12 protein-coding genes are annotated in these 13,238 nt (G+C 71.5%); 2 read left to right on the forward strand and 10 right to left on the reverse strand.

Going from position 1 to position 13,238, the window contains the following annotated elements; genetic code table 11:
• Positions 1 to 229: 229 nt before the first annotated feature.
• Together LUZ64_RS22730 and LUZ64_RS22735 are read left to right on the forward strand one after the other, a co-directional pair.
• Positions 230 to 826, forward strand: coding sequence for an HD domain-containing protein (locus LUZ64_RS22730; RefSeq protein ID WP_095582761.1), 597 nt, complete (start codon positions 230 to 232; stop codon positions 824 to 826).
• 121 nt (positions 827 to 947) lie between these two features.
• Positions 948 to 2,681 (forward strand): amidohydrolase, encoded by a 1,734-nt coding sequence (locus tag LUZ64_RS22735; protein ID WP_232390323.1) that lies wholly within the window; start codon positions 948 to 950, stop codon positions 2,679 to 2,681.
• A 105-nt stretch (positions 2,682 to 2,786) separates the two neighbouring features.
• On the opposite strand, the gene LUZ64_RS22740 is transcribed toward LUZ64_RS22735, so the two are convergent.
• The 10 genes from LUZ64_RS22740 to LUZ64_RS22785 all read right to left on the reverse strand — a co-directional run bounded on the left by LUZ64_RS22740 (position 2,787) and on the right by LUZ64_RS22785 (position 13,194).
• The gene (locus LUZ64_RS22740; protein ID WP_095582760.1) at positions 2,787 to 3,767 is read right to left on the reverse strand and encodes a helix-turn-helix transcriptional regulator; all 981 of its coding nucleotides are present in this window, start codon (positions 3,765 to 3,767) and stop codon (positions 2,787 to 2,789) included.
• Between the two features lie 137 nt (positions 3,768 to 3,904).
• Entirely contained in the window at positions 3,905 to 4,846 is a 942-nt protein-coding gene (locus LUZ64_RS22745) for a VOC family protein (protein ID WP_095582759.1), read from the reverse strand.
• A gap of 166 nt (positions 4,847 to 5,012) precedes the next feature.
• On the reverse strand, positions 5,013 to 6,140 hold the full coding sequence (locus tag LUZ64_RS22750; RefSeq protein ID WP_232390324.1) for an FAD-dependent monooxygenase: 1,128 nt from the start codon (positions 6,138 to 6,140) through the stop codon (positions 5,013 to 5,015).
• 278 nt (positions 6,141 to 6,418) lie between these two features.
• A complete protein-coding gene (locus tag LUZ64_RS22755; RefSeq protein WP_095582757.1) occupies positions 6,419 to 6,853 on the reverse strand; it encodes a VOC family protein in 435 nt (144 codons plus the stop codon).
• Positions 6,854 to 6,994: 141 nt separating this feature from the next.
• Positions 6,995 to 7,756: a lysophospholipid acyltransferase family protein gene (locus LUZ64_RS22760; protein ID WP_095582756.1), complete on the reverse strand. Its 762-nt coding sequence runs from the start codon at positions 7,754 to 7,756 to the stop codon at positions 6,995 to 6,997.
• A gap of 82 nt (positions 7,757 to 7,838) precedes the next feature.
• Positions 7,839 to 8,615 carry a membrane protein YczE gene (gene yczE, locus LUZ64_RS22765; RefSeq protein ID WP_232390325.1) on the reverse strand — a complete coding sequence of 259 codons (777 nt, stop codon included), beginning with the start codon at positions 8,613 to 8,615 and terminating at the stop codon, positions 7,839 to 7,841.
• Positions 8,612 to 9,850: a homoserine O-acetyltransferase MetX gene (metX, locus tag LUZ64_RS22770; RefSeq protein WP_232390326.1), complete on the reverse strand. Its 1,239-nt coding sequence runs from the start codon at positions 9,848 to 9,850 to the stop codon at positions 8,612 to 8,614. The genes yczE and metX overlap by 4 nt, the downstream gene beginning before the upstream one ends.
• Entirely contained in the window at positions 9,847 to 10,758 is a 912-nt protein-coding gene (locus LUZ64_RS22775) for a gamma-glutamyl-gamma-aminobutyrate hydrolase family protein (protein ID WP_269755741.1), read from the reverse strand. Before LUZ64_RS22775 ends, metX begins: the two co-directional genes overlap by 4 nt.
• Entirely contained in the window at positions 10,755 to 12,128 is a 1,374-nt protein-coding gene (locus tag LUZ64_RS22780) for an O-acetylhomoserine aminocarboxypropyltransferase/cysteine synthase family protein (RefSeq protein ID WP_095578591.1), read from the reverse strand. Before LUZ64_RS22780 ends, LUZ64_RS22775 begins: the two co-directional genes overlap by 4 nt.
• On the reverse strand, positions 12,115 to 13,194 hold the full coding sequence (locus LUZ64_RS22785) for a fatty acid desaturase family protein (RefSeq protein ID WP_095578590.1): 1,080 nt from the start codon (positions 13,192 to 13,194) through the stop codon (positions 12,115 to 12,117). The genes LUZ64_RS22780 and LUZ64_RS22785 overlap by 14 nt, the downstream gene beginning before the upstream one ends.
• Positions 13,195 to 13,238 lie beyond the last annotated feature (44 nt).

Below are 13,238 nucleotides of genomic sequence, written 5' to 3' on the forward strand. Positions count from 1 at the left end.
ACTCCGCGCGATGCTCCATCACCAGCCGCACAGCCTGGCTACGAAGCGTTGAGTCAATCTTCTTGGGCATGGCGCCCATCCTCTCTGCTAGCTCACAACGGAGCGGCAGAGAAGTCGGAACGGTTCATAATGTCTCCGACAACCGGGTCGAACACAACCGAGATTGCGCCCGCCGACCGGCCGGCCCGCTGACCCCCGGCCCACTCGCCGCGCGAGATACGCTGCCGGAGTGATCCTGCCGACGGTCGACGACATACGCGCACTGCACGAGCGGTACGCACCGTCCCAAGAAGCGCTGGACCTCGTCCTCACCCACTGCGAAATCGTCTGTGGCATCGCCGAACAACTCGCGGCCCGGACTCCCCTCCCCCTCGACATCGGCCTCGTCCGCGCCGGTGCCCTGCTCCACGACATCGGCGTCTACCGGCTCTACGACCAGGCCGGCCGGCTCGACCACCGCGACTACATCCGCCACGGCGTCCTCGGCCACGCCATCCTCCGCAAGGAGGGCTTCCCCGAACGCCTGCGCCGCTTCTGCTCCTGCCACACAGGAGTCGGCCTCACCCGGCACGACATCCGCGCGCAGCGGCTTCCCCTGCCCGAAGCCGACTACCTGGCCGAGACCACCGAAGAACAACTGGTGATGTACGCGGACAAGTTCCACAGCAAGACGACACCGCCCACCTTCCTCACCGCCGACTCCTACGCCAAGCGCGTAGAGAAGTTCGGCGCGCACAAGGTCCGCGCGTTCGGCCTTCTCCGCGCCCGGTTCGGTGAACCCGACCTGACCACAGCCAGGGCGCGGTACGGCCACGCGCAGGCATGAGATCCGCCGGCGCCGCCGCGCATCACACACGCCCACGTCAGAACCCAGGAGAGCGAACCAGCAGCACACACCCTTAGCCTTGCCCTGTCCCGCCTCCACACCACGAAACGGGAGAACTCCCATGGCGTTTCCTGACAAGCACCCGCCCACGACCATGTCCCGCCGGAATGTCGGCCGGCTGTTAGGAGCGACCGCGGCCGCCTCACTCCTCGGCGGCACGGGACGCGCCGCCGCGGCCTCCCCCGCCGCGGCCGACCTGGTGTTCCACAACGGCGATGTCATCACCATGGACCCGAAGCGGCCGCGCGCGACGGCCGTGGCCGTCCGGGCGGGCCGGATCGTCTACGTGGGCCCGGACGCCGGCGCGCGGGCGTTCGCCGGCAGAGGCACCGAGACGGTCGACCTGCGCGGCCGGACCCTGACCCCCGGCATCAACGACACCCACCTGCACGCGGCGGTCTACCGTCTCAACCTCCCGCCCTACGCGCTCGATCTCGGCCCGGCCGCGGCCAAGTCCGTCACCGACATCGTCGCCGCCGTGGCGGCCGAGGCCGCACGCACCCCCGCGGGTGAGTGGATCCGCGGCTCCGGATGGAACCCCCGCCGGCTGGCCGAGAACCGGGAGCCGAACCGCGACGACCTCGACCGGGTCTCCCCGGACCACCCCGTCTTCCTCCAGGACAGCGGCTATCACGTCAGCGCGGTCAACTCCCGCGCCCTCGAAATCGCCGGGATCACCGACGTCGGGCCGGACGGGAGCCGGAAGCCCGGAGTCGACTACGACGCCAGCGGGCGCCCCACCGGCGTCCTGCGCTACGGAGGACAGGCGCTGGTCCAGCTGCTGCTCCCGCCCCGCACCCGCGAGCAGCGCAAGCAGGCGATCCAGGACGCGCTCACCCGCCTGCGGGCGGAGGGCATCACCAGCTTCACCGACCCGGGCCTCGGGCCCGGCGGCGACGGACTCGGCGGCGGCACCCAGGGCATCGAGACCCTCAACGCCTACGTGGACCTGGCCCGTGCCGGCACCCTCGACGCACGGGTGAGCGCGCTGTTCCTGCCCTGCTCCCAGTCCGGCGGATCCGCCGCGGCCGTCGACAAGGCGCTGCGCGAGTTCGCCCCGCCGACGGGCACCGACCCCCGACGGTTCGCGGTACGCGGGGTCAAGCTGTTCTCCGACAGCGGTGGCGACCTCCTCGTCGCCGGTGACACCCACGAGGAACGGGTCGCCGAACTCACCGAGATGGTCCGCATCGCCCATGCCGCCGGCTACCAGGTGGCAGTGCACTGCTACCGCTGGGTACCCACCGTCGTGGACGCGTTCACCGCCACCCTGAGCCGTCACCCGCGCGCGGACGCCCGCCACATCGCCATGCACGGCGCGTTCGTCCCCGAAAGCCTCCTGCCCACCATGGCCGAGCACCGCATCGGCCTGGGCCCGCAGGCACAAAGCTGGGCCAACGCCATCCACCAAGCGGCACAAGGACCGGCCGGAGAAACCTTCCTGCCGTGGCGCTCCGCGGTGGACGCCGGCGTACCGCTCCTCGGCAGCTCCGACGCCCCGGTCAACACACCGAACTGGCGCGCGGGCGTACAAGCCCTGATCACCCGTCGCGGCACCTGCGGCCACGTTCATGGCCCGGAGCAACGCCTGACACTGGAACAAGCCCTCGCCACCTACACCACCACCGCCGCCTGGCAAGACCACGCCGAGAACTGGAAGGGATCCGTAAGCATCGGCAAAGCCGCCGACCTCTGCGTACTGGGAGCGAACCTCCGCACCACTCCCCCGGACGACATCAGCGGCATCCCCGTGGCCATGACGGTCTTCGACGGCCATATCGTCTACACGGCCTGACGCCTCGCGCCCGTGCCCCTGCCCCTGCCCCTGCCCCTGCCCGCCGCAACCAGTCGCTAAGACCCGATCGGTTGCGGCCGGAGGCGAAAAAGGAAGGACGCCGGGCTACCTGCGGGCCGCTGTGTCGGAGGGCAGTTCGGCGAAGCGGGCGCGGTACTCGCCGGCGAAGCGGCCGAGGTGCGAGACGCCCCACCGGTAGGCGATCGTGCCGATCGGGTCGCCGGAGGCGAGGATGTCCTCGCGGATCCGGTCGAGCCGCAGGTTACGGACGTAGGACATGGGTGAAAGGCCGAGCCGGCTGCGGAATGCCGAGCTGAGGGTCCGCGGGCTGCAGCCCGCGGCACCGGCGATGCCGCCGAGGCTGATGCGCTCGGCGAGGTTCGCTTCGATGAACGCGAGGGCCGCCCGCAAGGAGCGCGGGTAACCGGGTTGTGGGCCGTCGCGCAGTTCGCCGGTGTGCGAGTGCGGCTGGGCCAGGAGCAGGGCGGTGACGAGGCAACGCAGCTGGCCGCGCCGCAGCTCCGGGTGCTGGAACAGGGGGTCCGGTGAGTCCAGCTGTTCGAGGAGGGAACGGACCAGCAGCCGCACCGCCCGGCCCTTGGAGTCGGCCAGGTCGAGGGCGAAGTCGAAGCGTACGGTGTTCCCCGGGGGACGCCCGGTCAGCGCGGCGAACTCCTGGTCGACCAGGTCGGCATCGATCCGCAGGCCCAGGAACCGCGTCCTCCGGCTGCGCAGGGGCCGAAGTTCCTGGGTGTCCCCGGGGTTGGCGACTCCCGCCGTCGCCTCGTCGAGGGTCGCCCGCAGGTCGCCGCGCGAGGCCGAGATGGCACCGGAGAAGCCGATGTTGACGAAGTAGGAGCCGCGGTCGCGGCACTCGGCCGAGGCGACGCGCACATCGAGCGGCGAGGCGAAGTAGCCCACCGCGAAGCCGTCCGCGGCGACGCCGCGCAGTTCGTGGTCGCCACCGCTCAGTTCGTCCAAGGGCGACGTGGCGATCGAGCCGCCGAACAGGCGGGTGGCCGCGTTGAGCAGGTCGGCGGGGTTCCGGGATCTGGTGATGAGGTGGTTGCGCAGCGGCGTCGGCACGATGGTGGGGTCACCTCCTCTCCGGGGGTCCATTGTCAGCCATGGCGGTCGGCCGTTCCGTCGCGGAGTACCCATCGAGCCGTACGCCGCGTTCTCCCGCGGGCTGCCTCCGTCGAGCGGCGCGTCGGCCTCTCCGCTCACATCGGCGGGGCCTTGAACAGCCCCGGGTCGACGTCGTTGTGGGACTCGGCGGCGATGAACTCGTCCATCTCCTCGGCCGTGCCCCACTGATCCGCGTTGGCGGGATCGCGGAGGTCGAAGAGGCGAGGGTGCCAGGTGTCCTCGTCCAGGATCTCCAGCTCGGTGGTGTACTCGACGGTGTTGCCGGCCCGGTCGAGGAAGTAGCTGAAGGAGTTGTCACCGGCCCGGTGCCGCCCCGGTCCCCACAGCCGCTCGATGCCCAGGCGTCGCATCCGGCCCGTGCCGCGCATGAACTCGTCGATTCCACGCATCTCGAAGGAGGCGTGGTGGAAGGCCGCGTGCGGCCCGCGCACGATGCCGAAGCTGTGGTGAAAGGCGTTGCACCGCAAAAACCACATGATCTCGCCGCGGTCGCCCAGACACATCGTGTCCGAGAGACGGAACCCCAGGTGCTTGATGTACCAGGCGACCGTGGCCTCGGGGGTGGGAGAGTTCATCAGCACATGGGAGAGACGCACGGGGACCGGTTCGCGGGCCTCGACCTTGCGGTGCCGGCGGGCGGCGACGTCGGCGGAGACCTCGACCACGCGGCCTTCGTTGTCGTAGAAACGAACCGCGTAGCCGCCACCGGGAGTGTCCAGCGATTTCGGCTCGTGGACCAAGCGCACGCCTTGAGCCGCGAGTTGTGCGGCCAGAGCGTCGACACCATCGGCCTCCGCGGCACCGAAGGCGATGAGGTCGGTGCGCTTGCGGGCGGCCTCGCGTAACCGCACCACGTACTGCTCCGGTGAACCTTCGGCCGCCAGGAACGAGACACCGGTGTCACCTGCGGTCTCCGTCAGCCCCCACAGCTCGGTGTAGAACCGGCGCTGCTCGGCGAAGTTGGGCATGGCGATGTCGATGTGCCGTAGGTGAGTGATCAGACTGCTGTTGCTCATGGCACACTCCTTGAGCCGTGCCGGCCGGCTCGTTCGTTGGGTCAGCTCAGTCGTCGGGTCAGCTCAGTCGTTGACGTCCAGGACGCGCTGGTCGGGCAGGAGGCCCCCTCTTTCTCCTTGTCCGTCGCGCGAACGGCGGGTCGGGCCCGTCCTTCGCGCCGGATGGTCACACGGGCTCGGCCATGAACCGGTGGCAGGAATCGACCAGCGCGTACGCCTCGTGGTGACGCTGCGCCTGCTCCAGGGCGGCGATCGCCACCGAGGTCTCCACGAGTCTTCGGCACCGCCGCCCGCGCCGTCCGGCGAACGCTTGGAGCCCCGCTTCGACGGACTCGTGCCGTCCGAGTTCCTGGGCCAGCACGAGCCCGTCCTCGAGGGCCAGGGCGGTGCCACTGGCCATCTGCGGTGCGGGGGCGTGCGCGGCGTCACCGATGACCACGCCGTTGCCCCGGTTCCATGGACCCTCCACGAGCGCCGTCAGCACCGGACGGCGCACCACCGATTCCGACTCGGCCACCAGGGAGCGGATCTCCTCTCCTCGCCCCGGGAAGGTCTCCAGCAGTTTCCGCAGGCGCGGGGCGAGTTCGGCATCGGGCACGATGCTCCGCTCCACTCCGTTTTCCGTGAGGAACACGTACGCCTGACCATCCGAGAGGGGCACGAGACCGGCCGTGTCGGCCTTCCCGGCGAACTGATGGATCCCGGTGGCCCACGGCGGGCGGGGCACCAGAGCCCGCCAGACCATCTGCCCGTGGAAGTCGAGCGAGGTCTCGATCCCCAGCAGGCCCCGCACCGAGGAGCGGATCCCGTCCGCGCCCACGAGCAGCGCCACGCTCCGGTCCGTCCCGTCCGACAACCGCACCCGGATCAGCTCCTCCTCCTGATCCACCGCGGCGACGGTCACTCCATGACGTACCGTCACGCCGCACCGCTCGGCTTCCGCGTACAGGACGCGGTGCAGTACAGGGCGTGCGATACCGGCCATCGCCGGCCGCCGCGCACCGATCAGGCGCGGCAACCGGGCCTCGCCCGCCGGCTCGCCGTTCACGTCGACGTGCGTGACCGTGCTCATGCCGTAGCCCTCGGCCAGGCACGCCTCCGACAGCCCGAGCTTGTCCAGCGCGCGCAGTGAAGGACCGGTCAGACACAGCCCCCACCCGGAAGGCGCCTCGGGCGGGCCGACCTCGGCGATCTCCACCTGCCATCCGCCGCGTGCCAGGGCAATGGCCGCGGCCGGACCGGCCACGCCCGCACCCACGATCACGGCTGTCCGCGCACCTCGATACCTGTCCATGTACGCCTCCAGAGCGCCGATTTCCTCGAAACCGTAGGACGCGTCGGCGCTCCGCCTTATCCGAATCCGGCGGCGGCCGTCCACCGTCGGCAAACATCCGGCCGTCGGGGCTGTTGTCGCACACGACCGGCTCGAGGCCCGGCCGGACTCCCTTGCCGACGGCCGGCGCGGCATCCGGCCCGTCCGCAGGGCCCGGCACCGCCCGCGGCTGCCGGTCCCATGCCCGATGCCCGGTCTTGGCCCGTGGGGAAAGGACGAGGAGGGGTTCGCGCGGCCCGTCAGTCGAGGCAGAACTCGTTGCCTTCGACGTCCTGCATCGCCAGACACGACTCGTTCTCGTCATCGGCAAGCAGGAGTTGCACGCGTACCGCGCCGAGCTCGATCAGCCGTGCGCACTCTGCCTCGAGTACGGCGAGGCGCTCTTCACCCACGAGCCCGGTACCGACTCGCACGTCGAGATGAACCCGGTTCTTGACGACCTTGCCTTCGGGAACTCGCTGGAAGTACAGCCGCGGGCCCACGCCCGAGGGATCGACGCAGGCGAACGACGCACCCTGCCGCTCGGGCGGCAGCGAGCGGGTGAAGTCGTCCCACGTGGCGAAACCCTCCGGCGGCGGCGGTACAACGTACCCGAGCACCTCGCACCAGAAACGAGCGACGCGCTCGGGTTCCGCGCAGTCGAAGGTGACTTGGACCTGCTTGATCGACGTCATCGGCCCACCATAGTGGTGGGTGCTGGTCTCCCATACCCCAGGGGTGACCGGTCAGCCGGTCGGCTCTTCATGCCCGCTAGGGACGCGCAGGCCTCCCAGCTGACACAGCCGGCCTCTGCGGCCCGCCGCCCCGGAACGGTGTCAGGCCGCGGCGCGCGGCCCCTGCCCGGACGCGGCCAGAGCCGCATCCGCCGCACCAGCGGCGCCGACGGATCCCGTGGGCGGGGTGTGCAGGGCCGCCTTCGCCTCGGCGGCGTAGGTGTCGACGTACTCCTGCTCCGACAGCTTCAGGATCGCGTACATGATCTCGTCGGTGATCGCGCGCAGGACCAGGCGCTCGTCCTGCATCCCCTCGTAGCGGGAGAAGTCCAGGGGGGCGCCGAAACGGATCGTGACCGGGGTGAGGCGGGGCAGCAGGCGTCCGGCGGGCTGTGCCTCGAAGGTGCCGATCATCGCGCAGGGGATGACGGGGACGCCGGCGCGCAGGGCCATGGCGGCCACGCCGACCTTCCCCTTGTACAGGCGCCCGTCGTGGGAGCGGGTGCCCTCGGGGTAGATGCCCAGCAGCTGGCCGCGGCCCAGGACGTCCAGGCCGCTGTCAACGGCCGCCTGGGCGGCGTGACGACCGGACCGGTCGACCGGGATCGCGCCGATGCCGCGGAAGAAGGCCGCCTTGAGGCGGCCGAGGGGACCGGGGGTGGTGAAGTACTCCTGCTTCGCCAGGAACGCGATCCGCCGCTTGATCATCACCGGCATCATAAAGTGGTCGCAGAACGACAGGTGGTTGCCCGCGATGATCGCGGGTCCGGTGGCCGGCAGGTACCGGCGTCCCTCGACCCGCGGCCGGAACACCCACCGCAACAGCGGTATCAGCACTATGGACTTGAACAGGTGGTAGAACACGCCGGCTTCGTCCCCTTCATCGCCCGACAGACCCCCGCGCCGACGCACGCTAGTCGGCACCGGGGATCAAAAGGGAGAGGGACTATTGAGCCAAGTCCGGCCCCGGCCCCGGAGAAGCCGGACCGGCGGAGGCGGACCCGGAGGCGGCGGGCTCGGCGGCGGTGGTACGGGCGCCGGGAGCGGGGGCGGCGGGTGGGGACTTCACCTCCAGCATCGGGATGAAGATCTGGGCCAGCGGGCCGATGGCCAGCGCGTAGATCACCGTGCCCACGCCCAGCGTCGCGCCCAGAGCGAAGCCGATCACGAGAACGGTCAGCTCGATCACCCAGCGCACGCCGCGGATCGAGTGGCCGCGGGCGGCCCAGCCGGTCATCAGCCCGTCGCGGGGGCCCGGGCCGAGGCTCGCGCCGATGTAGGCGCCGGTGGCCACACCGTTCAGGAACACCCCGCCGAGCAGCAGCGCCCACCGCCCCCACAGGGAATCGGGGGTGGTCGCCCAGACCAGCAGCAGGTCCATGGACGTGCCCACCAGCAGGACGTTGCACACGGTCCCCAGGCCCGGACGCAGCCGCAACGGGATCCACAGCAGCAGCACGGCGGCGCCGATGATGTTGGTCCAGATGCCGATGCTCAGGCCGACGGTCCGGGTCAGGCCCTGGCTCAGGGCGTCCCAGGGCTCCACGCCGAGGCCGGAAAGGATCACCATGGCGTCGCTCACGCCGTACAGGACCAGGCCCAGCAGCAGTTGGGTCAGGCGACGGGAGGGCCGGTCGGGAACCAGGTAGCGGCCGGCGGCGCGCAGCCGCCCGCCCCCACGGCCGGCGGCGGAGGCGGGGGTGCGGGAGGGCGTGGGGGTCATGGGGACTCCTGGGACCTTCGAGGGCCGTGAGAAGCGGGCATCAGGGCGCGCGGGCGGACCGTCGGCCCGCCCCGCCCGGCGGTGGAAGCCGGGGCGGGGACGGGCGCGGTGAGCCAGCGGCGTACGGCCTGGAGATAGGCCGGCACGTCCATGAGGAAGGCGTCGTGTCCGGCGGGCGCGCTCTCCTCGTGGAAGTGAGGGCAGTCCACCCCCGCCTTCGCCAGCCGGGCGGCGATGTGGCGGCTGTGGTCGTAGCCGAAGAGCCGGTCGGAACCGAAGCTGAAGAGGTGGACGTCCGCGCCCGCCAGGGCCGCGGCGTCGTAGGGGGTGGCGAAGGCGTCGAAGGCGTCCATCGCGGCGGTCAGGTACAGGTAGCTGTTGGCGTCGAAACGCCCGGCCAGCTTCTCCCCCTGGTACTCCATGTACCGCTCCACGGCGAACGGGCCGCGGGCGGGGGCCGCCGTGTACCCGCCACTGGTGGCACCCGTGGCGGTCGTGGGCGGGGAGAGGCGGCGGGCGAATTTCGTTTCGAGGGACGGTGCGGACATATAGGTGAGATGGCCGATCATGCGGGCGATGCCCAGTCCGGTGTCGGGGGGTTCCTGGGGGTCGTAGCGGCCACCCGCGTAGCGGGGGTCGGCGCGGATCGCGGCCCGGCCGATGGCGTTGTAGGCGAGGTTGTCGGCGCTCAGCCGGGCGGCGGTGGCGATCAGAGCGTAACGGCCGGCGTCGCCGGGATGGCGCAGGAGCCACTCGAGGGCCTGCATGCCGCCCAGGGAGCCGCCGACCACCGCGTGGAGCCGGCCGATGCCCAGCCGGCGCAGCAGTTCGCGGTGGACGGTGACCATGTCCGCGACGGTGACCGCCGGGAAGGGCACGGGAAAGCCGGGCGGGGTGGCGGCCGGGGCGGGGGCCGGGCCGGCGGTGCCGGAGCAGCCGCCCAGGACGTTGGCGCAGATGACGTGATAGCGGTCGGTGTCCAGGGGGCGCTGCGGGCCCACCATGGCGTCCCACCAGCCGGGGGCGTCGGTGTCGTCATGACGGGCGACATGGGAGTCGCCGGTCAGGGCGTGGCAGACGAAGACGGTTCCCTCGGCGTCGGCCGGGGGCGGCCCGTAGCGCTCGTAGGCGACGGGCACGCGGGTGAGGGCGCCCCCGCCCGCCAGACGCAGCGGGCGGGCGGGGTCCTCGAAAAGGGTCAGGGTGCGGGCGTGGCGGGGGACGGTGACGGTCATACGCGTGCCCCCGCCCGCCGGGTGGCCGCGGCGCCGAAGGCGGTGAAGAGGTTCTTGGAGACCGGGGCGGAGGCGGCGTACCACTCGGGGTGCCACTGGACGGCCAGGGCGAACGCGGCCGCGTCGGTGACGGAGGCCGCCTCGATGACGCCGTCGGCGGTGACGGCTTCGGTGCGCAGGCGCGGGGCGAGGCGGTCGACGGCCTGCTGGTGCAGGGAGTTGACGTCGGCGGTGGGGTGCCCGACGAGCTGTTCCAGGAGGCCTCCGGGAGTGAGGGTGATCGGGTGCCGGGGCAGGTACTGGGCGTCGCGGGGCAGGGTGAGGTCCTCGCGGTGGGCCTCCCCCAGCTCGGTTCCGATCAGGTCGCGCAGGGTGCCGCCGTAAGCGACGTTGAGCTCCTGGAGCCCCCGGCAGATGCCCAGGACGGGCAGGCCGGCGTCGACGGCCCGGGGCAGCAGGTCGAGGGCCAGGGTGTCGCGTTCGGGGGCGCGGGGGCCGGGGGCGGGCGGGGCACCGTAGTGGCGTGGGTCGACGTTGGACTCGTGCCCGCCCAGGACGACCGCGTCGAAGCGGTCAAGGACCTCGGGCAGCCAGGGGGCCGGGCCCTGGATCAGGGCCACGGCGCAGCCGGCGACGTCCTCGAGCGCGCGGACGTAGGCCTGGCGGACGGCGGCGTAGGGGACGCCGTCGAGGGTTTCGGTGAAACAGGCGAGGGCCACCAGCGGGGTACGGGCGGGCCGGGCGCCCGGGCGCCCGTCGGTGGGTGCCGGGGCGGTGCGGGCACCCGCGCCCGTACCGGTGCCCGGGCCCGTACCTATGACGGCGCCGGTGCCGGTGGCGGGGGTACTCGTGTGGGCGCTGCCGCCGGGGCCGGTGCCCGTGCGGGGGGAGGTGTGAGGGGTGCTCATATGGCGTCCAGGGCCTGGGCGAGGTCGGTGAGGATGTCGTCGATGTGCTCGACTCCGACGGACAGTCGGATGGAGCCCTGGGTGACTCCGGCGGCGGCCAAGTCGGCCTCGGGGAGCTGGGCGTGGGTGGTGGAGGCGGGGTGCGTGGCCATGGAGCGGACGTCACCGATGTTGGTGACGTGGGAGACCAGGCGCAGGGCCTCGATGAAGCGGCTGCCGGCCTGCTGGCCGCCCTTGAGCTCGAACTGCAGCAGGGGGCCGGTGTTGGTGCCGAGGTAGCGGCGGACCCGGTCGGCCTCGGCGCCCTCGGTGAGGCTGGGGTGGCGGACCTGCTCGACCAGGGGGTGGTCGTGGAGATAGGAGGCGACGCGGGCGGAGTTCTCGCCGTGGACGCGCATGCGCAGCGGCAGGGTCTCCAGGCCCTGGAGGAGGAGGAAGGCGTTGAAGGGGCTCAGGCAGGGGCCCAGGTCGCGCATGAGGGTCTCGCGGGCCTTGAGGAGGTAGCCGCTGCGGCCCAGCCCGCCGCCGAGTTCCTTGCCCGTGCGCGTCCACACCACGCCGCCGTGTGCGGCGTCGGGGGTGGTCATCAGCGGGTGGCGGTCGGCGTGGGCCTCCCAGTCGAACGTGCCGGCGTCGAGGATCAGGCCGCCCAGGCTCGAACCGTGGCCGCCGATGTACTTGGTGGCGGAGTAGACGAGTATGTGGGCGCCGTGCTCGATGGGGCGCAGGACGTGCGGGAGCATGGTGTTGTCCAGGACGAGGGGGACGCCGTGGGCTTCGGCGAGCTGGGCGACCTCCTCGACGGGGAACAGGCGCAGGCGGGGGTTGGGCAGGGTCTCGCCGAAGTAGGCGCGGGTGCGCTCGTCGGTGGCGGCGGCGAAGTTCGCGGGGTCCTCGGGGCTGACGAAGCGGGTCTCGATGCCGAACCGGGCGAAGGTGTTGGCCAGCAGGTTCCAGGTGCCGCCGTAGAGCTCGTTGGAGGAGACGATGTTGTCGCCGGCCTGGGCGAGGTTGAGCAGGGCCAGGGCGGTGGCGGCCTGGCCGGAAGCGGTCGCCAGGCCCGCGGCGGCGCCGTCGACGGCGGCCATGCGCTCTTCGAGGACGTCGCAGGTGGGGTTGTTCAGACGGGTGTACGCCTGGCCGTCGGTCAGGAGGTCGAAGATGCCGGCCGCGGCGGCCGTGGAGGGCAGCTCGTAGGCGGCGCTCTGGAAGATCGGGGTGACCATCGGGGGGTTGAGGCCCATGCGGGCTTCGAAGCCGCCGTGGATGGCCGCGGTCTCGGGCCGGGCGAACGCCTTCGGGGTGAGCCGCGAACCCGCCTCGGATGCGGCGTTGTCGGCGGGGGTGGTGGGCTGGTCATGCTGCGGCATCGTGGGTCTCCTGGGGGTGCGTACCGGTGGAACCGGAAGTGGGGGACGTAGGGGAAGCGGTGGGGCCGGGGTGCTCGGGGGTCATGGAGCGGATGATGGCGCTGATGGCGCTGGGCTGGTTCTGCAGGCCGCGCGTGAACAGGCCGCCCACCTCGGCGTCCGCGGCGGCGTAACCGGGGTCGCGCATACGGATCTTGTGGGCCTCGGGCAGCTTCCAGAACGGGGTGCGCGGGTCGAGGTGGTGCTCGAGGTGGTAGTGGTCGTTGTGGATACCGGTGAGGAACCTCTCCCACGTCCGGCTCTTGCGGTTGCGCGTCATGTGCAGGTCGATGTTGGAGTCGCGCACCAGCGGGGTGTGTTCGGAGAGCTCGATGTACCAGCCCAGGATCTGGAAGCTGGTGAGGTAGGGGATCACCCAGAACAGCAGCAGGCCCAGCAGCCATCCGCCGTACCAGGCGAGGGCGACCACGGCGGCCCAGAACAGCCAGAACCCGATGCGGTCCGCGGCCCGCTTGCGGCGCTGGACGGGCGAGGCGGCCTCGGGGCGCTTCTCCTCGCCCTTCAGGACCCGGTACCGGTTGCGGACGAGGTAGCGCAGGTACGCCCAGGTCTGCGAGCCCAGCAGCGGGATGATCACCACACGGCGCACATAGGCGGCGGTGGAGTCCCGCCGGTAGGCACCCTGCTCGATGAAGAACCGCAGGTCCGGATCGGCGTCCGGGCTGCCGAGCTTGGGGTGGTGGGTGTAGACGTGCGAGACCTTGTAGGCGTAGTGCTGCTGGAAGATGGGGTAGGCGGTCAGGACGGTGCCGGCGAACATCTGCAGGCGGCGGTTCTTCACGCCCACGCCGTGCGCGCAGTCGTGGAGGATCGTGGACAGCCCGCGCTGGCGGGCCCCGATGACCAGGACGGCGAGCGGGTAGGCCCAGTAGGTGCCGTAGACGCACAGGGCTATGCACGCGGTGATCCACAGGGCGTCGTGGACCCAGGCGAGGAAGACGTGCCAGTTGTCGGACTGGTTCAGCGCGCGCAGGTCACGCTCGACATCCGGCTGAAATCGGTACATACGATAGCGTTTTCCGCTGTATGCCCATGAGGTGGTTTCCGTAC

It is taken from the genome of Streptomyces albireticuli, assembly GCF_021228125.1.
GTDB lineage: Bacteria > Actinomycetota > Actinomycetes > Streptomycetales > Streptomycetaceae > Streptomyces > Streptomyces albireticuli.